Source organism: Micromonospora sp. IBHARD003, assembly GCF_056106285.1.
This window is the reverse complement of record NZ_JBWBBX010000001.1, coordinates 6998794-7023622: the sequence shown is the minus strand read 5'-3', so window position 1 is coordinate 7023622 and position 24829 is coordinate 6998794. Positions and strand designations below refer to the sequence as shown.

The following is a 24829-nucleotide window of genomic DNA, read 5'->3' as shown; positions in this document are numbered from 1 at the left end:
TACTTTTTCAACCGTTCAGGAGTCCGGCGACGCGCAGAGCGTGCACCAGATCGCGCTCCCGGTCGGGGGAAACGGCACGCGCCGCGGAGCGCAGCTGCGGCACCAGCCTCCGGGGATCCGGTGCGGCGATCTGCGCGGCCTCCTCGGGGGTACGGGTCCGCAGGAACGCCATGAGCAGGGCGTTCGCCTCCCCGTGACCACCGGCGTCGCCGAGCGCCAGCACGGCGTCGGCGATCTCGGAGGGCGGGCGCGCGACGCCCTGGCGCAGCAGATGCCCGCAGTCCTCGGTCCGGCCCGCCGCTGCGAGCGCCTCTGCCGCCGCGGCCAGTTGCGCGGGCGGCAGCGAGGCAACCTCCCAGAGCAGGGTGGCCCAGTCGGCGTCGAGTTCGGCCCGGTGCAGTTCGGCGGCCAGCACCGGCAGCCAGGACGCGGGACGCGCTGCCGCCTCGCACAGCACGGCATGCGCCTCGCCGCCGCGTCCCTGCGCGCGCAGCCGTCCGAGCGTGGCCACGGTCTCGGCCGCGGCGCGACCGGCCCGGGCCTCCGCCGATGAGGCACCCTCGCCGGGCTCCGTGGACGCGTGGTCCCCGGGGATGCCGGCGAACCGGGCCCCGCTCGGCGCTCCGGTCGCGGACGGCGGGGACGCCGTATCGGGCACCGGGTCGGCCGGGTCCGACTCATCGGCCGCCCCGGCATAGCGGGCCCCCTTCGGCCGGCGTCTGCCCCACCCGTCACGGGCCCAGCCGCGCCGGCGACGTTCACCGCCGGGCGCCGGCTCCGTGGAAGCGGGCTCGCTCCTGCCGTCGCCGGAATCCGGGGCCACTGAAGCGGGTCCGCCCCCGTCCTCGTGGGACACCGGGGCGCCGGATCCGGATCCGCCCCGGCCTTCACCGGGCTCCTGAGCCGGGGCGGCGGACCCGTTCGGGCCGTCGTCCCGCCGGAACCAGGAGTCGAACGCCGCGTCCGGCCCTGGCGAGGAGACCGCGCGTTCGGCGCCCGGTCCCGCGGCCTCGCGGCCGGTCCCATCCGGTGGGGTCGTACCGGCCCGCCCCGGCACGGCCCCCTCGCCGCCCCTGTCTCGTGCACCGGGGTCCGCCGCGCCCGTCCACGCCGCACCCTCCTGGGGCAAGGCGGCGAGCCTGGCCGAGAGTTCGGCACAACGGGCCGTCGCGCGGGTGTGGTCGTCGTTGGTCCAGGACAGATCGTGGGCGAGGCGTTGGTACTCCGGGGAGCCTTCGGGCAGTCCCGCGAGCCGGCTCAGCAGCTCCTGGCCGCGGCCCGCCGCGTGGGTCTGCTCGCGGTGCATCGTGTCCAGCCGTTCGCGCAGGGCCTCACGGCCGCCGGGACGGAGGTCGTGGGCGGCGGCCGCGGCGGAGTGGAGCGCGCGGGCGCGCCCGCTCTCGGCGTCCCCGGCTCCGAGGTCCTGGAGCAGCGACTCCACCACGTCCCAGGGAGGGATCTCCGCGCCCCGGAGGCAGGCGACCAGCCCGTCCGGATCGCGTTGCCAGAAGACGCCGTACCAGCCCGCACTCCGGTCGAGCCGCTCGGTCAATCCCCTCATGTACTGCGCGAACGCCCCCACGTCCGCAGGCAGTTGATGCACCGTCATCGTGCTCGCCCCTCCGTCACCAGTTGACAGGCATTCGACCCCACTTGTGTTACGGAACGGCTACGCCCAGTTTTCGCCGACCGTGCGGATAGCTCAACGTGTCGGGATCGTCACTGTGCCCGCGGGTGCCGTCACGTCCGGAGTGTGACCGCGATGCCGGTGTGCGGGCGCTTGCCGAGCCGCACAACGGCGGCCGGCCAGTCGACGAGCCAGAACTGCCAGGTGTACTTGCGCGCCAGCAGCCGCCGGATCTGTTTCATACCGGCCTCGTCCAGCAGCCGCGCCGCCCCTTGGGCCACGGGCGCACCTTCCTCGACTTTTCCGCGCACGTCACAGGGGGCCACGGTGACCCGGCCGTCGTTGCGCAGCCGCTTGACCTTCCAGGAGTCGGAGCGTGTCCAGACGTAGATCACACCGCCGTCGACGGCGAACCACACGGGCGTCGCGACGCCCGTGCCGTCCTTGCGGAAGGTGGTGAGGCTGAGATACCTGGCGCGACCGAGGTCCTGGAGATCCACGGACGCGACACTACGCCTCTCACCGCCGTGTCGGAATCGTATGCAAGACCGGAACCGGGACGAGACCGGATCGTGGCCGCCCTGAACAGCCACCCTCCCCGGGTGGACCGCTCGGAGAGGGTGGGGAGGGTGGATGCCGAGGCCCTCAGGGGCGGATGTCGTCGCAGGCGATGGGCAGATGACGGGGACCGCGCAGGACGGCGTTCTGCCGGTACTCGGGCGGGTCCTCCAGCAGCCGGGGGTTGACCAGCCTGCGGGCGAGCTCGCTCAGCGCGCACTGCGCCTCGAGCCTCGCGAGCGGGGCGCCGAAGCACGCGTGGATACCGCTGCCGAAGCCCAGGTGCTGGATGTCCCCCCGGTCCGGGTCGAACCGGTCCGGGTTCTCGAACCGCTGGGGATCGCGATTGCCGGAGGCCACGACCAGCCACAGCGAGGCGCCCTTGGGGATGGTGACTCCGCAGACGTCGATGTCCGCGAGGGTGGTGCGGTTCGGCACCAGTTGCACCGGCGGTTCGAAGCGCAGCAGTTCCTCCACGATGGGGACCGCCAGCTGCGGGTCCTCGCGCAGCCGCTGGAGCTGGTCCGGGTTGCGCAGCAGGGTCAGCATCCCGTTGGTGATCAGGTTGACCGTGGTCTCATGGCCGGCGATCAGCAGCAGGGCCGAGGTGCTCAGCAGCTCCATGGTCGTCAGGGATCCGTCCGGCCCCTTGAGGGTGGCCAGTTCGGAGAGCATGTCGTCCTTGGGGTTCTTGCGGCGCTCCTCGATGAGTCCGGCCAGATACATCCCGAGCTCGGTCCGGGCCTGGTGTGCGATCTTGTTCCGCTCGGTCGGGTCCTGTCCGGGCATCGGGTCCAGGCTGGCGGCCAGGGTGTCCGCCCAGCTGTGGAAGCGCGACTCGTCCTCGCGCGGAACGCCGAGCAGCCGGCAGATCACCGTCACCGGGAACGGGTACGAGAACTGCTCGACCAGGTCGATCCGCTCCGTGTTCCCGATCCCCTCGATGAGGCCGGAGACGATCTCCCCCAGTTCGCCACGCATCTCGTCGACCCGGCGCGGCTTGTGGGGCGGCCCGAACGAGGTGTTCGTCATCCGGCGCAGCCGGTCGTGCTCCGGCGGGTCGAGCCGGATGAAGCTGGGCGGCAGGGCGGTCTCTTCCTGGTCGTCCAGATCGGGGCCGCCCGGCGCGGTCATGTTGCGCGGGTCGGAGCTGACCCGCGGATCGTGCAGCAGGTTCCGGATCTCGTGGTAGGTGCTGACGACATAGGCGCCGTCGCCCTCGCTGTGGACCGGGGTCTTGCGGAGTTCGGCGTAGAGCGGATACGGGTTGTGGCGGTTGTCGTAGTCGAGGATCTGCCGCAGCAGACTGCCTTGGGTCATGACCAGTCCTTGGGGTCGCTCACGGCGTCAGTGCCGGCCGGGGGTGAAGGTCATCCGCCGGTCCGCCGGCGAGTACCCGCTGAGGGTGACGGTCGGACCGTGCGAGGGCACCGACGGGTCGGGGAATTCGGCCGGCATCGGCCGCAGTCCCTCGGGACGGCGGTCCACGGTCGGGAACTTCGGCGGGAACGGCGCGGTCGTCTCGATCAGGTGCTGGTAGAACTGCAGCCAGCGCGCCTGGTCGAAGGTGACGGCGGCGATGACGCGCCCCTGGTATCCGTACACGCCGACGAATCTGCGTTCGGCGAGCGAACCTTGCGAGATCTGGATCTCCGTACCCATGGACGGCACGCCGACCGACTTGATGTTCACCCCGAACTGGGAGGACCAGAAGCCCGGGACCCACATGTGGGGGCGGCGGTCGGGGCCGTCGCAGACCATGTTGTGTGCCGCGGTCTCGGCCTGGGTGACCGCGTTCCCCCAGTGCTCCAGGGACAGGAACTGGTAGCCGAACAGCGCGTGCGGGGACCGTGCCACGTCCCCCGCCACGAAGATGTCGTCGGTGACGATGCCCCGGAAGTCGAAGGCCCGGCAGCCGGCGTCGCAGGCGATGCCCCGGGGGCCGGCCCCCAGGCCCGATCCGGCGAGCCATTCGGTGTTGCGCGTCGCGCCGAGACAGACGACCACGACGTCCGTCTCGACGGTGGAGCCGTCGGAGAGATGGGCGGCGCGCACGCGCCCCGCCGAGTCGCCTTCGAGACCGGTGACCATCACACCGCAGCGCAGGTCGACGCCGTTCTCGCGCTGCATTTCGGCGGCCACCCGGCCGACCACTCCGCCGAGCGCCCCGACCAGGGGCGCATCGGCCCGCTCGGCGACGGTGACCTCGATCTCCCGCTCACGGCAGGCCGAGGCGATCTCCGAGCCGGTGAAGCCCGCGCCGATGACGAAGACCCTGCGGGGGCCTGCCGCGAGGTGCTTCTGCAGCGCGGTGGCGTCGTCCCGGGTGCGCAGCACGAAGACCCCGTCGAGCTCGGCCTCGGTCTCGTGCGGCCACGGACGTGCCCGTACGCCGGTGGCGATCAGCAGCCGGTCGTACGGCACCTCGTCACCGTCGGCCAGCCGTACCCGCCGGGCCGCCATGTCCAGCCCGCTCGCCGGGACGCCGAGCCGCCATTCGGCGTCCACGTGCCGGCGCCGGGGCAGCGCGGTGTGGTCCGCGGTGGCCCTGCCGAGGAGCACTCCCTTGGACAGCGGGGGCCGGTCGTACGGCTCGTGGGGCTCGTCACCGATCATGGTCAGCGAACCGTTGAAGCCTTCGTCCCGCAGGGTCTCCGCGGCCCGGAGACCGGCCAGGGAAGCGCCGACGACGACGATGCGCCCCTCGCGCTTGAGCCAGCCGAGGTATCCGTCACCGGTCATGGGAGGCCTCCTGCGCGGCGGCGTCCTCGTCCAGACCGTCCACGATGATGGCCTGCACCGGACAGGCGGCCGCGGCTTGGGCAACCCTGTCCCGCTGCGCCTTGTCGGCGTGGGGGTTGTACAGCAGCGCTTCCTCACCGTGCATTTGGAAGACGTCCGGTGCGAGGAACGCGCACTGGGCGTAGCCCTGGCAGCGGTTGAGATCGACGACAACTCTCACCACGGATCAGCCCTTCCCGTGACTAGTCACTCTCCGCTACCAGCATGGGCTCGGAGGCGGGCGCCCGCTCGTCGGGGGAGCCGACGGAGTGAACGACGCCCCGGGACGTCACACCGGCCGGGCTGTCACACCGGTCCGGCGGCGGGCGCCGGCCGGGGCCGCAGTCGGAGCCTGACCAGATGGATGCTGATGATCACGGACCATGCCGGGAAGACCATTTCGGACCAGGGGAAGCCCGGCCCGGCGAAGAGCAGCATCAGGCCGGCCGCATACCCGATGACCGCGTAGGGGCGAGGGAACACCCCCAGCCGGTGGCCGATGGTCGACGTGGCGAAGATGAAGACGGCGGCCATCCGCATCGAGTACGTCGTCAGCAGCGTGTAGGCGAAGCTGCGGCCGAACTCCGACGGCTGCTGGTCGTCCAGGATGCTGCCGGCGGCCGCCGCGGCACCGAACAGCGTGGCCACGAAGATCAGTCCGCTCCCCATGAAGACGGTCGCGACCAGCTTGTCCTCCGCCTCCCCCACCTGGGCCCGCAGTGCGCCCATGAACCAGAGGAAGAAGATCCCGGCGAACGGCACGAGTTCGAGCGCCACACGCACCGCACGCTTGTGGCCGGGGCTGATCGCGCCGGTCGCTGCGGCGCCGTCGGGAATGGCGAGCCGCATCAGCGCGATGGCCGCCGCCAGCAGCACCGCAAACACGATCCCGGCCAGCCCCGCCGCCCGCGGGGTCCGCAGCCGCTGTCTGTCCGGCTCCATGGACCACTCGCTTTCTCTCCTCTACCAGCAAGCAGTCCCCCCGGCGGCCCGCGCCACCGGGGTCACCCTCCTGGGTGACCCCGGGGCACGCGTGCGCTCTGCTCAGGGCGGCCTACGGCTTGCCGCTCGGCCGTACGACCATGGCGGAGCCGCCGCCACGCCGCACCTTCTCCGCCGCGGCGAGCAACCTCCCGTCCGGCAGCCGCTGGACTCCCGTCGCGGCGCCGATCTCCGGGTTCTGCCGGAAGGCGTGGCCGATCGCCTCGAGCTCCGCCCGGAGCGGGCTGTTCCAGAGCGCCGGTTCCAGTTCGGTCGTCGGCTGGTTGCGCTGGCTGGCGCGTGGCGCGGCGATGGCGTCCACCAGCGGGAGGCCACGGTCGACGAGGCCCGTCAGGGTCTGCAGCACCGTGGTGATGATCGTGGCGCCGCCCGGCGAGCCGAGAGCCAGCATGAAGCGGTTCTGGTGGTCGAGCACGACCGTGGGAGAGATGGAGGAACGGGGGCGCTTGCGCGGGCCGGGGAGGTTGGGGTCGTGGACCGCGGGGCTCGCGGGGGCGAAGGAGAAGTCGGTGAGCTCGTTGTTGAGCAGGAAGCCCCGACCGGGCACCGTCATCGCGCTGCCGCCCGTGGACTCGATGGTGAGCGTGTAGGCGACGACGTTGCCCCACTTGTCGGCGACGGTGAGGTGCGTGGTGTTGTCGCCTTCGTAGGTCGTCGGCGCCGCCTTGCCGGCTGCCGCGCAGGCCACGGGCTTTCGGGGATCCCCCGGCGCGAGAGGGCTCTTGAGCACCGCGTCGTCGCGGATCAGGCACTCGCGCGTGTTCGCGTAGCGCTGGGAGAGCAGCTCACGCACCGGCACGTCCTCGAACGCCGGATCGCCCACCCAGCGGCCCCGGTCGGCGAAGGCGATGCGGCTCGCCTCGATGAACCGGTGCAGATATCCGGCCTGCGAGGCCTCGGAGAGGTCGGTGCTCTCCAGGATGTTGAGTGCCTCGCCGACGGTCGTACCACCGGAGGACGCAGGCCCCATGCCGTACACGTTGAGGCCCCGGTAGGTCATTCGGGTCGGCAGACGCCACTCGGTCCGGTAGGCGGCCAGGTCGTTCAGGGTCAGGTCCCCGGGTCTCACCACGCGGGTGGCTCCGTCGCGGACCTGTGGATCCCGCACGGTGTTCACGATGTCCCGGGCGATGGGTCCGCGGTAGAGCGCGCCCGTGCCCCTGCGCCCGAGCTCCGCGTACGTACGCGCCAGATCCGGGTTGCGGAACACGGATCCGACCACCGGCAGTTGTCCGCCCGGCAGGAAGAGTCCGGACGTGGCCGGGAAGTCCCGGAAACGCGCCTCGTTCGCCTGCGTCTGCGCGCGGAAGGTGGCGTCGACGGTGAAGCCGTCCCTGGCGAGCTTCTCGGCGGGCTTGAGCAGCGTGCGCAGTGACCGGCTTCCCCAGGTGTCCAGCGCCGTCTTCCAGGTGGCCGGGGTGCCGGGGGTGCCGACGCCGAGTCCGCTGGTCACGCCTTCCTCGAACGGGACGGGCTTGCCGTTCTCCAGGAAGAGGGAGGTATCGGCCGAACGGGGTGCGGTCTCGCGACCGTCGATGGTGTGCACCCGTCGTGTGCCGGCGTCGTAGTAGACGAAGAAGCCTCCTCCGCCGATCCCCGCGGAGTAGGGCTCGGTGACCCCCAGCGCGGCGGCCGTCGCCACGGCGGCGTCCACCGCGTTGCCGCCGTTGCGGAGCACCTCGATGCCGACCGCCGATGCGTCCCGGTCGACGCTCGCGACCGCTCCCCCGGAGCCGACGGCCAGCGGTGTCTTGGCACTCGCCGGGCGTATCGCCTCGGCGCTCTCCGTCCCGGCGGGAGCCGTCGGGGGTGCCGCCGCCCCCGCCGAGAGGATGGCGGTGACGAGGGCGGGAATCGCGACGAGACGAGTGGTAGTACGACGCATGTGTACCTCCAGCCGACGAGAGTCGGCGGCAGCGTAACGTCATTCGGGCGTCTCGTCAGGACCGCATCGAACACCGTTCCGACGGGCCCGCTACCATGCGCGGCCATGAGCGAAGACCTGCGGAACATTGTGCTCGGTGTCGTGGCCGCCGGCATCAGCGCCTCACTCGGATGGCTGACGCGCACCTACTTCTGGCGCCGCAAACTCCGCCGCAAGCAGGCCTTCCTGGGCCTGCCCCGGAACTCCGAATGTCTGCTCGTCGTCAACCGTGAGCACGGAAGCGAGGGCGCGGTCCACCGCTACGACGTGTTCGCGCTGCTCGAACTGTCCGCGCTGATCAAGGACTGCGGGGCGAACGCCCAGATCGTCCAGCACGACAACGCCCGGCAGGGCTTCGGTGAGCGTACGGAGTTCTGTGTGGGCGGCCCCGGAAGCAATCGGCGGATGGCCGCGCACGTGGCCTCGCTGCTGCCCGGAGTGAAGATCAACGTCGACGCGGAGCCGGGGCCGGACCGCGTCGCGTTCCAGATCGGCGGGGAGCACTACCGCCTCGAGGCGGGCACCACCGAGTACGTGCTGCTGGCGCGGCTCACCGCGGGCGAGGGCGGCAGACCGGTCTTCCTGTTCTGCGGGCAGCGCGCGATCACCAACCAGGCCGCCGCCCGTTATCTCGCCCGCCATCACGAGCGCCTGTCCCGCAAGTACGGCGCAAAGTCATTCGTGCTGCTGCTCAAGGTGCTCAACACCCAGGCGTACGGGCCCGACGTCGTGGAACTCGTCGACGATGTGACGCGCGCGGCACAGTCCGCACTGCCGGTGGTCCGCAACTCGCACCGGGCGGCCGACTGAGGGCTGTCCCGCTCGTGCCTCGTCATGCCTTCGCGGTGGATCCGGGACGGCACCACCCGAACTCCCGCCCGTCGCCCCGGTGGTCCCGCCCCGCGAACCGGACCGACGGCCACACGGACCGGGCTCAGAGCTCCGCGTCGTGGACGAGTATGGCGATCTGGACGCGATTGCCGAGGCCGAGCTTGGTGAGGATGCTCGAGACATGCGTCTTCACGGTGGGGACGCTGATGAACAGCTCGGCCGCGATCTCGGCGTTCGTCCCGCCCCGCGCCACGGCCATGGCCACCTCCCGCTCCCGTTCGCCGAGGATGCCGAGGCGTGCCCGCGCCCCGCGGCGTCTGTCGCCGGTGTCCGAGGTCAGCGTGGTGATCAACTGCTGGATCACCGTGGGCGAGAGCACCGGATCCCCCGCCACGACCCTGCGCACCGCCTCGACGATCTCCCGTGGCGGTGTGTCCTTGAGGAGGAAGCCGGCCGCACCGGACCGCAGTGCCCGCAGGACGTATTCGTCGGAGTGGAACGTGGTCAGCATCATGATCTCGGGCGAGGCCGAACCGCCGCTACGCAATGCCTCGGTCGCGGCCAGCCCGTCCATCTCGGGCATCCGGATGTCCATGAGCACCAGGTCGGGAGTGTGCTGCCGGACGAGCGGCAGCACCTCACGGCCGTCGGCCGCTTCGGCGACGACCTCGATGTCGGGGGCACCGGCGAAGAGCAGGCGCAGGCCCGAGCGGACCAGGGGATCGTCGTCGGCGAGCAGGATGCGGATCATGCCGCCCACGGTAGCCATGCCTGCAGCCGGAAGTCCTCCCCGCTGCGGCCGTGCTCCAGCCGGCCCCCGGCGAGAGCGGCGCGCTCGGCCAGACCGATCAGGCCCTGACCGCTGCCGGGGATGGACGGCTGTGTCCCGGTCAGCGGGGCACGGTTGCGGACCCCCACCGTCACACCGTCCCCCGGGCCACCGCCGATCTCGACCTCCACCGGAACACCCGGGGCGTGCTTCCGCGCGTTCGTCAGTCCCTCCTGGACGATGCGGTAGACGGTTCTCCCGGTGAGCTCCGGGACCGCGTCCGGCTGTGCGATCCGCTGCTCGAGCCGTACGCACATGCCCGCCTGCTCCGATTCCCGCGCCAGTCTCGCAAGGTCCGCCAGCGCGGGCTGCGGACGGGGGGCGCCCGTCTCCTCGGCCGTGGGGGCCCGTAGTACGCCGATGACGGTGCGCAGGTCCTGCAGTGCCTTGTGCGCGCTCTCCCGAATCACCCCGGCGGCGTGCTCGACCTCGTGGTCGGGAGCTCCCGGATGGTATTCGAGTGCCCCTGCGTGCACGCTCAGCAGCGACAGCCGGTGCGCCAGTACGTCGTGCATCTCGCGCGCGATCTCCTCGCGGGCAGCCCGCTGCGCCCGTTCGCCACGCAGAGCCGCCTCGTCTTCCGCCCGCTCGGCTCGCTCGTGCAGGGCCCGCACGAAGAGCCCCCACCCGACCACCACCGCCACCAGGGCCACGGACACCAGCCCGGGGATCAGAGGCTCGGGGCTCAGGAAGGGCCATGCGTAGTACACGACCCAGGCGTAGAAGAGGGGCACAGGGACGAGAGCAAGACACGCCACCCGGACCGTGGTCTGCGGCGGCCGGTGGACGGCGACCGAGAACAGCGCCACCATCGCCGGGGCGACGAGCGGGAAGAACGCACCGGCCACGATCAGCCCGACGGCCAGTGGGGTCGGCCATCGGTGCCGCCACAGCAGGGACAGACAGGCGAGCACCACGACGGCTTCCTGGACGGGCAACCGCGAGAGCCCCAGCCAGTGGAGCGAGGTACCGAGCGGCCCGAACGTGAGTTGCGGAATCAGCTCATAGCCGCGGACGGTCACCTGAACCGCGATGACAGAGGCCACTGCGGCCAGCAGGACCGTGAGCGTGTCGATGACTCTCGCAGGAATGGGGAAGCGCATGCCCACAAGGTAAGGCGACCTGCGAGCCACCGAACGCGTTCGAGCTGTGTTTCGAACTTTGGTAGGGGTCCGGCCTTCGGACAGCCCTACTTTCTGCGATCCGCTCCTGATCTTCTTGCCGATGTTCGAGCCTGCTCGCGTCCCTAGCGTCGAGGTCCTGGAGAGCGGCCGGCGCCGCCGGTGAGCAGACCGGACCACCGAAGTGCCCGGCCCCCGCCGTACGCGCCGTCCGCTCGCTCCTTCGCCCGGGCGCTCCGCGTTCGGCACCCCCCGGAAAGGAACGGGAACTTCGTCATGCCCTGGAACAGGAAGGGTGTCCTGCTGAGCGCCCTCGCCGCTGTGATCGCCCTCACCGCGATGCTCCTCTCGCCCGACCGCATCTCGCCCGCGGAGGCGAGGGGCCATGCCTCGGTCCACGAACTGCCCCCCGGTGCCGTCGATTGCCGCGAGGCCAAGTGCATAGCCCTCACCTTCGATGCCGGCCCCGGCAAGGACACCCCGCGTCTGCTGGACATCCTCAAGAAGGAGAAGGTGCCGGCGACCTTCTTCCTCCTCGGCAAGAACCACGTGCTGCGGCACCCGGACACGGTGCGGCGCATCGCCGCCGAGGGCCATGAGGTCGCCAACCACACCTGGTCCCATGAGGTCCTCACCGACCAGGATCCCGACGCCATACGCCGCGAGCTCTCCCTGACCCAGGACGCGGTCGAGAAGATCACCGGACGCCGGCCCACCCTGACGCGTCCGCCGCAGGGGCGTACGAACGGCGAAGTGGCCCGGATCTGCAAGGAGCTGGGGTTGGCGCAGGTGCTGTGGAGCGCCACCGCGAAGGACTACTCCACGACGGACTCGGACCTCATCGCCCGCCGGATTCTGGACGCCGCCGGCCGCGACGGCATCATCCTGCTGCACGACATCTACGACGGGACCGTCCCTGCCGTGCCCGGGATCATCAAGAAGCTGAAGGGGCAGGGCTACACCTTTGTGACCGTGCCCCAGCTCCTCGCACCCGCCGCGGTCGAACCGGGCACGGTCTACAAGCCGTGAGCGGTTCCCGGCGCCGCGGAAGCCGCGGGGCCACGCTCAGCCCAGGCTCACCCACAGGGTCTTGATCCCGTTGACGAAGTTGGAGACGAGACGCCTCGGCGGCTGCGCGAGCGTCGTGAACGGAAGCATGTCGCGCGCCTCTTCGTGCAGTACGCGCAGCTGGAGCCGCGCGAAGTGAGCCCCGAGGCAGACATGCGGCCCGTCGCCGAACGCGACATGGGGATTCGGGCGCCGGGACAGGTCCAGTCGGTACGGGCCGGCGAAGACGCGTTCGTCGTAGTTGGCCGAGGCGTGGAAGACGACGACTTTGTCGCCCGCACGGATCCGGCGGCCGCAGAGGACCGTGTCACGGACGGCGGTGCGGCGGAAGGACAGCACCGGTGGGTGCCAGCGCAGCAGCTCGTCGACTGCCGTGTCCGGATCCACGTCCCCGGCGCGCAGCCGCAGTTGCTCGTCCGGGTGTCCGGCGAGTGCCAGCAGTCCGCCCGGCGCGGCACTGCGGACGGTGTCGTTGCCGGCGACGGTGAGCAGGAAGAAGAACATCTCCAGTTCCGCGTCCGTCAGATCCGATGTGGCGAGCGAGGTCATCACGTCGTCGGCCGGCGAGCGGCGTTTGTATGCCGCGAGTTCCTGGGCGTAGTCGAACATCTCACGCAGCATCGCGGGCGAACGCGGGTTGACCGGGCGGCCGTCGCCGTCCAGCACCGGCGGCTCGTCCGGGTCCTGGTAGCCGATGACCCTTTCGGTCCAGCCGAGCAGCAGCTCGCGGTCGCTCTCCGGTACGCCGAGCAGATCGGCGAGGTTGAGCAGGGCGTAGTCGTCGGTGACGGTGGACACGAGATCGACGACCGGGCCGGAGTCCCGTGCGGTGCCGAGCAGTTCGCGTGCGCGGCTGCGGGCCGCGGCGGTGAAGCGGTCGATCCGGCCGGGGGTGAAGGCCCGGCTGACCAGCCGCCGGAGCCGGCCGTGGCCCGAGGAGCCCTGACCGGCAGCGCGTGGGGACGGGTCCTGGTTGAGCATCATGCGGCGGATGAACGGCAGATCGGCGGGATCGGGGTCCCGGATCTGGGTCGCGCCGAGCCACGACGAGAAGGTGCCCGCGTCCCTGAGCACGCGGACGACATCGGCGTGGCGGGTGACCGCCCAGAAGCCCGGCCCGGCCGGCCACCCGAGCACCTCGTACTCGTCCTGCCAGGCCACGGGATGGTGTGTGCGCAGGGTGCGGAAGGCGTCGTGCGGCAGGCCCGTCGCGTAGATCCTCGGGTCGAACACATCGGGGACGGGTGACGGGCCGTCCGCCCGGACCGCGGCCGGAGCCGCGACGGGCGAGCCGCCCGCCCGGGCCGCGGCGGGCTCCCGGTGCGGCCCGAGGGGAGCGCCGAGGGGTGCACTCATGCGTCGGCCCGCAGGAAGTCCTCCATGGTGCGGATGAGCTGGAGCGGGGTCTCGTCCATGGCGTAGTGCCCGGCGGCGGGCAGTTCGGCCAGTTCGCCCCTCGCGTACCAGTGGAGCCAGGTCTCGCGCATCAGCCCGGCACCGAGCGCCGGGTCGAGGCCGCCGACGACGGCGAGTGCGGGGATGGTCGAGCCCTCGATCTCGCTGTGGAAGTCCTCGACGGCCCAGGAGTCGAGCCAGGTCCTGAACGCCTTGGGGTCGCTGCAGCGCAGCGAACGCTGCGTCATCCGGTCGAGCCAGGCCTGGGGACGTACCGATCCGGTGGTGATGTCCATGATGGTGCGCCGGTTCGCGGGGAAGTCGGAGGCGTCGGCGAACAGCCTCCACTGGTCGGGAGGCATCGGCAGACCGCCCGCGGGCACCGGCGAGATCCCGACGAGCCGCCGCACCTGCTGCGGGGCGCGCGCCACGACCCGCTGCGCGACGGACGCGCCCATGGAGTGGCCGATGACCGAGAAGCGGTCCCAGCCGAGCAAAGCGGCGAGCGCGAGCACATCGGCCGCACCTTCGCCGGTGGTGTAGGTGCCGGCGGTGCCCATCGCCTCGCCGTAGCCGCGCAGATCCACGAAGGCGTAGGTGAAGGCCGCGCGGTCGAGGTCGTCGAACAGCGGCGCGTAGGCGTTGCGGTCGGCCAACCAGCCGTGCACGGCGATGACATGGTGCGTTCCTTCGCCGATGAGCGTGTGCGGGAGCACGAAAGAGGTCACGACTTCTCCGTTCGCGGGCAGCCGGGTGGGCACTGCGGGTGTACGCCACCACGGTGGACCGTGGTGCGCGGAATCACCAGGGTGCAGAACCGGCGCACGGTCGGACTTCCCCCATCCGGAACAGCGGCACTCCCCGGCGGATGCGCCTTCCCCTTCAGTTCCGCCCTGCTTCCGGCGGTGCGGACAGGGCCGCATACATCGCCTGCGGGGAGCGCCGCTTGACGGTCCCTCAGTTCACATACAGCTGACATGACGTCGAACAATCGTTACCGTCGCGTAACTTACCGACCAGTTACCTCAGGTAAGGGCTGCCGGTTACCGTCGGGTCACTTTCGTACTTGCACGAGTCAGGAGTGACCGATGGGACACCCCCACAAGGCCCTGCGGACGGCCACGACCGGCGCCGCCTCGGCCGCTCTCCTCGCCGGAACCGTCTTCGCCGCAACCCCTGCCACACCGGCCGCGGCCGCCGCCCACCCAGGTGTGCGGTTCGTCGACATCCACGGCGACGGCGGCACCGTGCTCAAGGCCAACGTCGTCACCCCGGCGGACGCCGACGGCTCCCGCACATTTCCCGTGGTCGTGCTTCCCACCAGCTGGGCCACCCCCCAGGTCGAATATCTCGCCCAGGCCACCAAGCTCGCGAACTCGGGCTATGTGGTGGTCAGTTACAACGTGCGCGGCTTCTGGCAGTCCGGCGGGAACATCGAGGTGGCAGGACCGCCCGATGTCGCGGACGCCTCCAGGGTCATCGACTGGACGCTCGAGAACACCCCCGCCGACCCCTCCCGCATCGGAATGGCCGGAATGTCCTACGGCGCCGGCATCAGCCTGCTCGCCGCCGCGCACGACAGCCGCGTCAAGGCCGTTGCCGCCCTCAGCGGCTGGGCCGACATCCCCGACTCCATCTACAGCGGCCGCACCGAACACCTCCAGGCCGCCGCGCTGCTCGGTGGCGCCGGCTACGCGACCGGTCGCCCCAGCCCCGAACTCCAGCAGTTCATGAAGGACTTCCTCGGGTCCAATCTGGACAAGGAAGAGGAGATGATCGCCTGGGGGAAGAAGCGCTCCCCCGCCTCCTACGTCGACCGGATCAACCGGAACGGCGCGGCCATCATGCTCGGCAACGCCTGGGGCGACACGATCTTCCCGCCCAACCAGTACGCGAAGTTCTACGAGCGCCTCACCGTGCCGAAGCGGCTGGAATTCCGCCCCGGCGACCACGCCACGGCCGAGATCACCGGCCTGCTGGGGCTGCCCAACGACACCTGGACGAGCGCCCGCCGGTGGCTGGACCACTACCTCAAGGGCGAGGACAACGGCGTCGACCGGGAGCCGCCCGTCCGGATCAAGTCCCGCTCGAGCGGTGGCTACGAGACCTATCCGGACTGGAAGTCGGTCGGCGCGGACACCCGGAAGTTCTCCCTCGCCGGCACCAAGAACATCCGCGCGAACATCGATTCGGGGGCGAACGGCGGGATCACCGTGCTCTCCAGCGCGCTCGACCAGTTCCTGAAGCTGCCGCCGATGGCGTCGATCCCGCTGCTGCCGCGCTGGTTCGCCGCGGTCTGGCAGACCGAGCGATACACATCGGAGCAGCGCATCAGAGGGACGGTGAAGCTGCACACGACGGTGACCGGCACCAAGGAGAGCGGCACCCTCGTCGCCTACCTCTACGACGTGGGCCCGCTCGGCCTCGGCAAGCTGATCAGCAATGCCCCCTACACCTTCCACGGGCGGACGCCCGGCCGACCGTTCACCGTGGACCTGGAGCTGTACTCCACGGCCTATGACGTGCCGGCGGGGCACCGTCTCGCCCTGGTCGTCGACACCGTCGATCCGCTCTACATCGAGCACAACCCGTCCGGCGCACAGCTGACCTTCTCCTCACCCGCGGACGACCCCTCTTTTGTGTCGGTGCCGCTGCGTGAGAAGTGATCTCCGGCTGACCGCCGGACCGGGCCCGGCCTGTGCGGACTACCGCCCTCCCCCCACGCCCCCTGGGGCGTGGGGGGAGCCCTGCCCATAGCACTTGTTCACGTCACACAGCTCGATCAGAGGATCGACGGCCATACGCTGCCCTGCCCCATTCTCAGCGGTCGAGGTGGTCGGTCGAAGTCAGCGCAAACTATCCACCGCGGCAGGGGGCTTCACGCCCAACACGCATAAATACGGCATAAGCGGTAGGAATCTCAGGCCTCTGCCGCTTCGGCGTACACCTGGGACAGCTCGGGTGAGCCGTGTACGGCCCAGCCCAGGCCGGCCTCCACCACATTGATCTCGCGCCCCGACGCCAGCCGGACCACCGGATGGCCACCCGGCCAGATGTGCCAGGAGGCACCGGGGACGGTCCGGACGATCACCGTGCCCAGATACAGCCCCGCGTCGTTACCCACCCAGGGCAGCTCTTCGGGATCATCCCGCCAGCGCGGCGGCAGCTGGTCGAGGGCCTCCAACGAGCCGGGGGTGTCGTCCAGTTCGAGCCCCTGCCGCCCCGCCCGGACACGCAGCAGCTCGCACTCGGCGAGCAGCTCGGCCACGCCGTCCGGATCGCCTCCGACGACGGAGGCCAGTGACCGCCCGCCTTGCTCACCACCATGCTTTTTACGCCAGTTGTCCAAGTAAGGGATGTTCATACGGATCAGCCTCGCATTCCCGTGGACGGCGCACCACAGGGCGCGCGGGGCGTCCCCGGAGGCCGCGGTCCCCGGGGACGCGGAACCTCAGCGGTCGAGATCGAGATCGACCACGACCGGGGCGTGGTCCGACGCGCCCTTGCCCTTGCGCTCCTCACGGTCGACATAGCTGTCCTTGACGGCCTTGGAGAACGGCTCGTTGCCGTACACCAGGTCGATGCGCATACCCTTGTTCTTGGGGAAGGACAGCTGGCGGTAGTCCCAGTAGGTGTACGGGTGGTCGTACTTGAGCGGGCGCGGCACCACATCGGCGAGGCCGGCCTCGCGCAGCCCCGCGAGCGCGGCCCGCTCCGGCGGTGTCACATGGGTCATCCCCTCGAAGAACGAGGGGTCCCACACATCGTCGTCGGTCGGGGCGATGTTGTAGTCGCCCAGCACCGCGAAGGGGCGGCCGCCCGCGGCGTCCTCGGCGACGGCCGTCTTCAGCGCCTCCAGCCAGGCCAGCTTGTACACATAGTGCTCATGGGCGACCTCCCGGCCGTTGGGCACGTACACCGACCAGACCCGGACCGGACCGCAGGTGGCGCTCAGCGCCCGCGGCTCCTGGACTCCGCCGTACGCGGGGCCGCCGGGCAGCCCGGCGACGACGTCGTCGAGCCCCACCCGGGAGACCACCGCCACGCCGTTCCACCGGCCGTCGGCGTTGACCGCGCACTCGTAGCCCAGCTCCTTCAGCGCGTCGGACGGGAACTGCTCGGCCGTGCACTTGGTCTCCTGGATGCACAGCACATCGGTGCCGCTGCTCTCCAGCCAGGCGAGCAGCCGCGGCAGCCGGGCGGTGATCGAATTGACGTTGAACGTGGCGATGCGCATGCCGCAAGCGTAACCGCGGGGTGTGACAGCCGGGCGTCCGTCGAAGAACGGTGGGGGATCGACCGGAATCCGGCAGTACCGGGCCATCCCGGTCGCGGCCCCAGAGCCTTCGCTCCGGACCGTGGTCAGAGCTCCGCCGAGGCTCCCGACGCGAGCCTGGTGTGCTCCGCGCCGCCCAGATTGCCGATGTGGGTGTCGTAGATCGGGCGCGCCAGTTCCGTCAGCAGCGCGTCGTGGATGTCGATCGCACGGCGCGGACGGACCTCGCGCACATAGTCGATGACCTCGGAGACCTTGCTCCACGGGGCCATCACCGGGAGCATCAGCGTGTCCACGGACCGCCCGGGCACGGTGAGGGCGTCTCCGGGATGGAAGACCGAACCGTCCACCAGGAACCCGACGTTGGTGATGCGCGGCAGGTCGGGATGGATGACCGCGTGCAGTTGTCCGTGCACCTGGACGTCGAATCCGGCGGCGCTGAAGGTGTCGCCGTCGCCGACGGTGTGGACCCGGCCGGGGAACGCGGCGGCAAGCCGCTCGGCGACGCTGCTCAGCGTCCAGATCTCCGCGGCGGGGTTGGCGTCCAGGGCGACCCGCAGCCTCGCCTCGTCGAAGTGGTCGGGGTGCTCATGGGTGACGAGGACGGCGTCCGCGCCCGCGGCCGCGTCCTGCTCGCTGAAGGCGCCGGGGTCGATGACGAGCGTGCATCCGTCCTTCTCCAGACGGATACAGGCGTGCGACTTCTTCGTGAGCCTCACCGGGGTGAACTCCTCTCTCGCGTGCCGCCGGCGGGCCGACCGGTCCGCGGCCGGCGCGGCGCGTGATCATGAGCCTACCCCCGGTGGCCGGCCGGTGGCCTACGGCTGCGGGGTCGTCTCCTCCCAGATCACCGCCTGGGCGACCCGGAAGGCCGAGTTCGCGGCGGGGATACCGCAGTAGACCGCGGCCTGGATGAGGACCTCGCGTATCTCGGCCGGGGTCAGGCCGTTGCGGAGGGCGGCGCGTATGTGGTCGGCCAGCTCCTCCTGGTGTCCGCCGGCGACCAGGGCGGTGAGCGTGACCGCACTGCGGGTGCGGCGGTCCAGGCCGTCGCGGGTCCAGACCTCGCCCCAGGCGTACCGGGTGACGAGCTCCTGGAAGTCGGCGGTGAACACGTCGGTTCCCGCCAGCACCCCGTCCACGTGGGCGTCCCCGAGCACCTCACGGCGGACCTTCATCCCTGCCTGGAACGGATCGGGGCGGCCGGCCGCGCCCGTATGGTGCCGGCCTACGGCCGGGACGGGCTCCGCGGCGGGGGTGGGGCCGGAGAATCCCGGCGCCATGGGCGGTTCCGGTATCGCGGTCAGGGTGTCCTGCCAGGCCACGGAGAAGTGGCGGGTCAGCAGGTCGGTGACGGCCCCCGGCTGCTCCACCGGCGCGAGGTGAGAGGCTCCCGGGACCAAGGCGAGACGGGCGTCGGGGATGCCGGCGACGAGGGTGCGGGCCTCGGCCGGTCCGGTCAGCTGGTCCTCGGAGCCGACCACGACGAGCGTGGGGACGCCGATGCTCCCGAGACCTGCGCGCACGTCGAAGGCAGCGAGGGCCTCGCAGGCCGCGACATAGCTGTCGGGGTGGGTGGTGCGCACCATCTGGACGGCCCACTCGACGATCGCGGGCTGCGCGGCGGCGAAGGCGGGGGTGAACCAGCTCTCGGGCGCGGTACGGGCGACCGGGTCCATGCCGTTGGTACGGACGATCACTCCGCGTCTGCGGAACTCGTCGGCTGTGCCGAACCGGGGCGAGGCGGCGACCAGGGCCAGGGCCGCGACCCGGTGCGGCAGCCGCAGGGCGAGGTCGATGCCGATGGCGCCGCCTATGGAGCAGCCCGCGTACCCGAAGCGCTGAACGCCGAGTTCGTCGAGGGTGGCGACGAGCCGCTCGGCGAGCTCGGTCACCGAGGCCGCGGGGTGGGCGGGCGCCCCGCCGTGGCCGGGGAGATCGAAGCGCAGGACCCGCCACCGCTGGGACAGCTCCGGCGTCTGGCGGTCCCACATGTGCCAGGTGGTACCCAGTGACGGCCCCAGGACCAGAACGGGTGCGTCGTCCGGTCCGTCGATCCGGTACTGCAGGGTCTTCGATGGCAGCGGCAACTGGGTCTCACTCACCCGCTCCACAGTAGTGAACGGAGGCATCGGTTCCGGATCAGGGGGTCGTGGTCGAGACGACGAAGACCTCGGGTGAGGACGGATCGGTCAGATTGACGGTGATGTCCTGGCTGGGCCGGGGGTCGGACTGCGGGTGCGTGGTGCCCGACCACATGCCCTCGGGCCCGAAGGTCCAGCCCGCGGTGGCCGCGTCGCGCTCGCCGATGGTGATGTCGCCGGTCTTCAGCTCGGAACGGGTGCTGCCGATCTCGTTGAGGAAGAGGTCGAGGCCGGTGGCGGTGGTCCGGAAGGTGACGTAGAGCCGGCTGGTCTTCCAGTTGGAGGTCTCGTAGTAGGCGACCTCGGTCGACTTCGACGGGACGGGCACCTCGAAGACGCGTCGCTTCATCTTGGACGGCCAGTGCTCCCGCAGGCCGGTGGCCGACGACTCGGCCTCCTTGTCGCGGCCGCTTTCCCGGCTCTGCTCCGCGGAGATGACCAGATAGCCCGCCGGGACGCCGATGAGCAGCACGATGACGAGCAGCGTCAGGACGCGGCGCACGATCATGTGCCTGCGGTCCTCCGGGGGGCGCAGGGTGTCGTCCGGATGTGCGGTCTGTCGGGGCACGGTCATGAGGAGGGTTCCTGGGGAGTGGTGCGGGCCGTCCCGCCGGTCTTGGCGTTGCCGCCGCCGTTCCCGCCGGCGTTGCGCAGTGCCTGGGCGTAGCGCTCGTACCGCTCGTGGCGTTCTACGCGGCGCCGGTTGGCGCGGCGGAAGCGCCGGGCGACCAGCCGCGCGAGGTCGGCGGCGCCGACCATACCCGCTTCGGGGCCGAGCTGGGCTTTGGCGATCCGCGCCTCGGGCCGGTAGCCGCGGCCGGTGAGGTGGCGGCGGAAGGCGTCGCGTGCAGGGCCGATCAGCAGATCGTCAGCGGCGCTGACGCCTCCGCCGATGACGAAGCAGGAGGGGTCGAGGGCCGCGGCGAGATTGGCGATGCCGACGCCGAGCCACTGGCCGATGTCCTGGAACAGCTCGACGCACATGGCGTCGCCCTCCCGGGCCAGATCGGTGATCAGCGGCCCGGTGATGTCGGAGAGGTTCCCCTTGACCCGCTCGATGATGTTGTACGCCACCGGGGAGTCGGCTGCGGCCAGCTCCCGGGCCTCGCGGACGAGGGCGTTCCCCGAGCTGTACTGCTCCCAGCAGCCGCGGTTGCCGCAGGGGCAGCGGTGACCGCCGGGGACCACCTGCATATGGCCGAACTCTCCGGCGACGCCGTACTTGCCCCGCTTGACCTGTCCGCCCTCCAGGATCGCGCCGCCGATGCCGGTGCCGAGCGTGATCATGACCAGATGGTCCTCGCCACGGCCGGCACCGAAGCGCCACTCGGCCCACGCGGCGGTGTTGGCGTCGTTGTCCACCATGACGGGGACGACGAGCCGCTTCTCCAGCGCGTCACGCAGGGGCTCGTTGCGCCAGGCCAGATGTGGGGCGAAGAGGACCCGGGAGCGGTCGGCGTCGACCCAGCCCGCCGCCCCGATGCCGACGGCGTGCACATCGTGCCGGTCGGAGAGGTCGAGGACGAGTTCGACGATGACGTCCTCGACGACCTTCGGGCTCTTGGACTTGTCGGGGGTCTCGGTGCGGATCTTCTCGAGGATGACCCCGTCGGCGTCGACGACGCCGGCCATCACCTTCGTGCCGCCGATGTCGATCCCCACGGTCGGGACGCGGGGTGCGCTCAGATGCGAGCGCCGCTCCCGTGTGCCGGCGGTCCGCAGGACGGCGGCCCGGGCGGAGCCCCTGTGGGCGAAGTCACGGTACGTGCTCACGGCGTCCCTGTGAGTGATGGATGTGGTCCGGTCGGGCGGAGGCGGGTGGCGACCGCCGTGCCCGATTGTGCCATCCGGGCACCCCCGGGGCCCGGTGAGCCCGAGGGAGCCCTTCCCGCAATGCCGGGCCCGCGGGGGCCGCTCGCGTGTCGCTTCTCACTCCGGAGTGCCGGAGGATCTGCCCCCGATGCCCTGGCGGTCGGGCGTGAGGGCCATGGCCCGCCGGGCGGCGTCGGTGAAGACCAGGTCCACCGAGTCGTCGAGCAGCGCGAGCTCGGTACGCACCGCACGGGCGCGGCTTTCCGGCAGGACGTCCAGCAGCCCTTCCAGCAGTGCCCGCAGCCGTCGGCAGACCTGGACGGAGGTGGCGCCGTACTCGCGGATCTCGGTCACGGCCATTTGCAGGAAGTCCTCCCAGGACCGCCCGGGCACCACGAGGCGGGGCGCGCCGCGGCTGTCGTGAAGGACATAGCGGGGCTGGAGGTCCGTGCTGCCGATGCCGTGCAGATAGGCCTCGATGTGGTTCAGCACCTGGACGGCGGTGGTCGGGTCGTTGACGGCCGGCGAGAGCGCTCTGATCGCGACGTCGACCAGGATGCGCAGCGCGAAGCCGGGATCCTGCTCGATGGTCCGTTCGATTCCCAGGGCGATGTCTCCGGAGAGGGCCTGGGGGTCGGGCGGAGCCGTCCCATGGATCTCGATCAGCGTGGCACCGGGCGGCACGAAGTCGCCGACCGGGTGGGTCAGCACGAGCACGCAGTCGTACCGCTCGGCGGCCCTCCTGAGCCGCACGGGCTGGATGCCCTGGATCGTCCCGCCCTGTTCGGTGGTCACCTTGGTCACCGGTCCGGTGCGGAGCTCTTCCGTGGGCGCGGCGCCCCGCAGGACCCCGCTCTCCGCGAGGGACGCACCGCGGTCGAGCATCTCCTGTCCCGACCGCGTCACCAGGGAGGCGATGGCCACGGGCCGGAGGTTGTGGATGAAACGGTTGAGATAGATGAGCAGCAGCACCAGGCTCACCGCGACCGCGGCTCCCGCCAGTGTGACTCCGATATCGGGCACGAAGTCCGCCTCGACGTTGCGCAGCAGGGAGAAGGAGAAGGCGAAGGTGCCGGTGAAGGTCGCGAGCACCGCCTTCTGCAGCCGGTCGCGGTACCAGAGCCGCATATAGCGCGGCGACAACGTGCCCGTCGCCTGCTGGACGACGAGGACGCCGATGGTCACGACGAACCCGAGGAGGGCGATCATCGCTCCGACGATCGAGCTGAGCACACTGCTCGCGGTCGTCGCCGAGTACTCCCAGCCGGGGGGCAGATCGACCTGGTCGTCGAGCCATACCGCCGCGTCGGCGAGAACGGCGCCGATCACGACGCCGAACAGCGGCAGGATCCACAGGCTGGCCATGGTGTACTGCCTCAGCTGGAACCTCCGCGCCCAGGACATCATGAGCATCGCGCCCCCGGGATCACCTGGTGTGCATGTGTTGTTCCACGGTAGTGCCACCACCCAGGAAGCACTAATTGCCACGAAAAGCCTGAAATGCCCGGAGTGTCTAAGCTGATGGTGGCATGCATGCGGTGGCATGTACCTCCCGCCGGGGCGAAAGGGGCTCAGGATGGGCGACTACCCCCTGATCGAGGACCATGGCCTGATCGGTGACCTGCAGACAGCGGCACTGGTCACCACCAACGGAACCATCGACTGGTACTGCACCCCGCGGTTCGACTCACCGAGCATCTTCGGGGCGCTCCTCGACAGCGAGAAGGGCGGACACTTCAAGGTCACGCCCACGGACACCACCTACGCCACCAAGCAGTTGTACCTGCCGGACACCGCGATTCTCGTCACCCGCTTCATGACCGAGGGGGGAGCCGGCGAAGTCATCGACTTCATGCCGGTGACGGGGACCGCCGCCACCGACCGGCACCGGCTCGTCCGGCTGCTGCGCTGTGTACGCGGCAGCCTCACCTTCGACGTGGACATCGCCCCTCGGTTCGACTACGGCCGTATCCCGCACAAGCTGCACTTCACCGAGAAGGGCGCCGTGTTCGAGGCGGACGGCATGGAACTGACGGTCCACGCGGTCCGTGAACCCGAGGACGTACGGCTCGTGCCCCTCTTCATGGGCGACGACCAGGATCTGCACTTCAGACTGACGCTCCAGGCCGGCCAGGAGCGCGGTGTCGTGATCGAGACGTTCGCCGACGGGCCGCCGCGGCACATCAGCCACAACGAGTTCGTGGAACTCTTCGAGGAGACCGTCCAGTTCTGGCGCTCCTGGCTCCGCCAGTCGCGCTACTCCGGCCGCTGGCGGGAAGCGGTGGAGCGCTCGGCGGTGACGCTGAAGCTGATGACCTACGCGCCGAGCGGCGCACTGGTGGCGGCGCCGACCGCGGGACTGCCCGAACAACTGGGCGGCGAGCGCAACTGGGACTACCGCTTCACCTGGATCCGTGACGCCTCCTTCTCCGTCTACGCCCTGCTGGGGCTGGGATTCACCGAGGAGGCGGCGGCGTTCATCGGCTGGCTGCGCGACCGTGTCCACGAACAGGCGGACCGGCCCGGCGACTCCGGTCCGCTCAACATCATGTACCGGGTCGACGGATCCTCCGACCTGGTCGAGGAGACACTCGACCACTGGGAGGGCTACGCGGGCTCGAGCCCGGTACGCATCGGCAACGGGGCGGCCAACCAACTGCAGCTCGACATCTACGGCGAGGCGCTGGACAGCATCTTCTTCGCCCATGAGCGCGGCATCCAGCTGGACCACCGCGGCTGGGGCTCCCTGCGCACGCTGGTCGACTGGCTGACCGACCACTGGGACCAGCCCGAGGAGGGGCTGTGGGAGACCCGGGGCGGGCGCCAGGACTTCACCTACGGCAGGGTCATGTCCTGGGTCGCCTTCGACCGGGCGCTGCGGCTGGCCGCGGCGAGCGGCCGCCCGGCCTCGATGGCCCGCTGGAACGCGGAGCGCGACAAGCTCTACGAGCAGATCATGACCCGCGGCTGGGATCCCGAACGGCAGGCGTTCGTCCAGCACTACGGCAGCGAAGTGCTCGACTCCTCACTGCTGCGGATGTCCACCGTCGGCTTCATCACCCCCGACGACCCGATGTGGATCTCCACCCTCGACGCCATGGACCGCGAGCTCGTCAACGACAGCCTGGTCTACCGCTACAACCCCGAGGCCTCGCCCGACGGACTGAGCGGCTCCGAAGGCACCTTCTCGCTCTGCACGTTCACCTATGTCGACGCGCTGGCGCGGGCCGGCAGACTGAACCAGTCGCGGCTCGTGCTGGAGAAGATGCTCACGTACGCGAACCATCTGGGCCTGTACTCCGAGGAGATCGACCTGACCGGCCGCCAACTCGGAAACTTCCCCCAGGCGTTCACCCATCTGGCGTTCATCGACACGGCGCTGACCCTGGACAAGGAGCTCAACCGGATCGAGTCGGACGGCACCGCGCTGTCGGGAAAGGGCACCGGTTCCTTCCTCTGAT

22 protein-coding genes are annotated in these 24829 nt (G+C 70.7%); 4 read left to right on the top strand and 18 right to left on the bottom strand.

The window, feature by feature from the left end; all coding sequences use genetic code 11:
• Positions 1-7 precede the first annotated feature (7 nt).
• From ACTWOL_RS30715 to ggt, 7 genes are all read right to left on the bottom strand, one after another.
• On the bottom strand, positions 8-1609 hold the full coding sequence (locus ACTWOL_RS30715) for a hypothetical protein (RefSeq protein ID WP_474300112.1): 1602 nt from the start codon (positions 1607-1609) through the stop codon (positions 8-10).
• A 131-nt stretch (positions 1610-1740) separates the two neighbouring features.
• Positions 1741-2127: a PPOX class F420-dependent oxidoreductase gene (locus ACTWOL_RS30710; protein WP_474300111.1), complete on the bottom strand. Its 387-nt coding sequence runs from the start codon at positions 2125-2127 to the stop codon at positions 1741-1743.
• Between the two features lie 145 nt (positions 2128-2272).
• Entirely contained in the window at positions 2273-3505 is a 1233-nt protein-coding gene (locus ACTWOL_RS30705; RefSeq protein WP_474300110.1) for a cytochrome P450, read from the bottom strand.
• A 27-nt stretch (positions 3506-3532) separates the two neighbouring features.
• Positions 3533-4927, bottom strand: a complete 1395-nt coding sequence (locus tag ACTWOL_RS30700) for an NAD(P)/FAD-dependent oxidoreductase (protein ID WP_474300109.1) — start codon at positions 4925-4927, stop codon at positions 3533-3535.
• Positions 4917-5150, bottom strand: coding sequence for a ferredoxin (locus ACTWOL_RS30695; protein ID WP_474300108.1), 234 nt, complete (start codon positions 5148-5150; stop codon positions 4917-4919). The genes ACTWOL_RS30700 and ACTWOL_RS30695 overlap by 11 nt, the downstream gene beginning before the upstream one ends.
• Positions 5151-5272: 122 nt before the next feature.
• Positions 5273-5908: a hypothetical protein gene (locus tag ACTWOL_RS30690; protein WP_474300107.1), complete on the bottom strand. Its 636-nt coding sequence runs from the start codon at positions 5906-5908 to the stop codon at positions 5273-5275.
• Positions 5909-6020: 112 nt separating this feature from the next.
• The gene (gene ggt, locus ACTWOL_RS30685; RefSeq protein ID WP_474300106.1) at positions 6021-7853 is read right to left on the bottom strand and encodes a gamma-glutamyltransferase; all 1833 of its coding nucleotides are present in this window, start codon (positions 7851-7853) and stop codon (positions 6021-6023) included.
• 105 nt (positions 7854-7958) lie between these two features.
• Here ggt and ACTWOL_RS30680 point away from each other — a divergent pair, with 105 nt between their 5' ends.
• Entirely contained in the window at positions 7959-8702 is a 744-nt protein-coding gene (locus ACTWOL_RS30680) for a hypothetical protein (protein WP_474300105.1), read from the top strand.
• A 124-nt stretch (positions 8703-8826) separates the two neighbouring features.
• Here the strand turns inward: ACTWOL_RS30680 and ACTWOL_RS30675 are convergent, their stop codons facing one another.
• On the bottom strand, positions 8827-9492 hold the full coding sequence (locus ACTWOL_RS30675) for a response regulator (RefSeq protein WP_474300104.1): 666 nt from the start codon (positions 9490-9492) through the stop codon (positions 8827-8829).
• Positions 9471-10655 carry a sensor histidine kinase gene (locus ACTWOL_RS30670; protein ID WP_474300103.1) on the bottom strand — a complete coding sequence of 395 codons (1185 nt, stop codon included), beginning with the start codon at positions 10653-10655 and terminating at the stop codon, positions 9471-9473. The genes ACTWOL_RS30675 and ACTWOL_RS30670 overlap by 22 nt, the downstream gene beginning before the upstream one ends.
• Positions 10656-10949: 294 nt before the next feature.
• Between ACTWOL_RS30670 and ACTWOL_RS30665 the strand changes: the two genes are divergently transcribed.
• On the top strand, positions 10950-11702 hold the full coding sequence (locus ACTWOL_RS30665) for a polysaccharide deacetylase family protein (protein ID WP_474300102.1): 753 nt from the start codon (positions 10950-10952) through the stop codon (positions 11700-11702).
• 36 nt (positions 11703-11738) lie between these two features.
• Here the strand turns inward: ACTWOL_RS30665 and ACTWOL_RS30660 are convergent, their stop codons facing one another.
• Complete coding sequence (locus ACTWOL_RS30660; RefSeq protein ID WP_474300101.1) at positions 11739-13097, bottom strand: cytochrome P450; 1359 nt, start codon at positions 13095-13097, stop codon at positions 11739-11741.
• Complete coding sequence (locus ACTWOL_RS30655; RefSeq protein WP_474300100.1) at positions 13094-13864, bottom strand: alpha/beta fold hydrolase; 771 nt, start codon at positions 13862-13864, stop codon at positions 13094-13096. The genes ACTWOL_RS30660 and ACTWOL_RS30655 overlap by 4 nt, the downstream gene beginning before the upstream one ends.
• Before the next feature lie 360 nt (positions 13865-14224).
• On the opposite strand from ACTWOL_RS30655, the gene ACTWOL_RS30650 reads away from it, so the two are divergent.
• A complete protein-coding gene (locus tag ACTWOL_RS30650) occupies positions 14225-15802 on the top strand; it encodes a CocE/NonD family hydrolase (RefSeq protein ID WP_474300099.1) in 1578 nt (525 codons plus the stop codon).
• Positions 15803-16056: 254 nt separating this feature from the next.
• On the opposite strand, the gene ACTWOL_RS30645 is transcribed toward ACTWOL_RS30650, so the two are convergent.
• From ACTWOL_RS30645 to ACTWOL_RS30615, 7 genes are all read right to left on the bottom strand, one after another.
• Positions 16057-16500 (bottom strand): DUF6278 family protein, encoded by a 444-nt coding sequence (locus tag ACTWOL_RS30645; RefSeq protein WP_474300098.1) that lies wholly within the window; start codon positions 16498-16500, stop codon positions 16057-16059.
• A gap of 87 nt (positions 16501-16587) precedes the next feature.
• Complete coding sequence (locus tag ACTWOL_RS30640) at positions 16588-17373, bottom strand: exodeoxyribonuclease III (protein ID WP_474300097.1); 786 nt, start codon at positions 17371-17373, stop codon at positions 16588-16590.
• 125 nt (positions 17374-17498) lie between these two features.
• The gene (locus tag ACTWOL_RS30635) at positions 17499-18131 is read right to left on the bottom strand and encodes an MBL fold metallo-hydrolase (RefSeq protein WP_474300096.1); all 633 of its coding nucleotides are present in this window, start codon (positions 18129-18131) and stop codon (positions 17499-17501) included.
• Between the two features lie 99 nt (positions 18132-18230).
• Positions 18231-19517 (bottom strand): bifunctional 3-oxoadipate enol-lactonase/4-carboxymuconolactone decarboxylase PcaDC, encoded by a 1287-nt coding sequence (gene pcaDC / locus ACTWOL_RS30630; protein WP_474300095.1) that lies wholly within the window; start codon positions 19515-19517, stop codon positions 18231-18233.
• Positions 19518-19554: 37 nt separating this feature from the next.
• Positions 19555-20130, bottom strand: a complete 576-nt coding sequence (locus tag ACTWOL_RS30625; RefSeq protein ID WP_474300094.1) for a hypothetical protein — start codon at positions 20128-20130, stop codon at positions 19555-19557.
• The gene (locus tag ACTWOL_RS30620; protein WP_474300093.1) at positions 20127-21329 is read right to left on the bottom strand and encodes an ROK family glucokinase; all 1203 of its coding nucleotides are present in this window, start codon (positions 21327-21329) and stop codon (positions 20127-20129) included. The genes ACTWOL_RS30625 and ACTWOL_RS30620 overlap by 4 nt, the downstream gene beginning before the upstream one ends.
• Positions 21330-21485: 156 nt before the next feature.
• Positions 21486-22733: a DUF2254 domain-containing protein gene (locus ACTWOL_RS30615; protein ID WP_474300092.1), complete on the bottom strand. Its 1248-nt coding sequence runs from the start codon at positions 22731-22733 to the stop codon at positions 21486-21488.
• A 211-nt stretch (positions 22734-22944) separates the two neighbouring features.
• Between ACTWOL_RS30615 and ACTWOL_RS30610 the strand changes: the two genes are divergently transcribed.
• Positions 22945-24828, top strand: a complete 1884-nt coding sequence (locus ACTWOL_RS30610; protein WP_474300091.1) for a glycoside hydrolase family 15 protein — start codon at positions 22945-22947, stop codon at positions 24826-24828.
• Position 24829 lies beyond the last annotated feature (1 nt).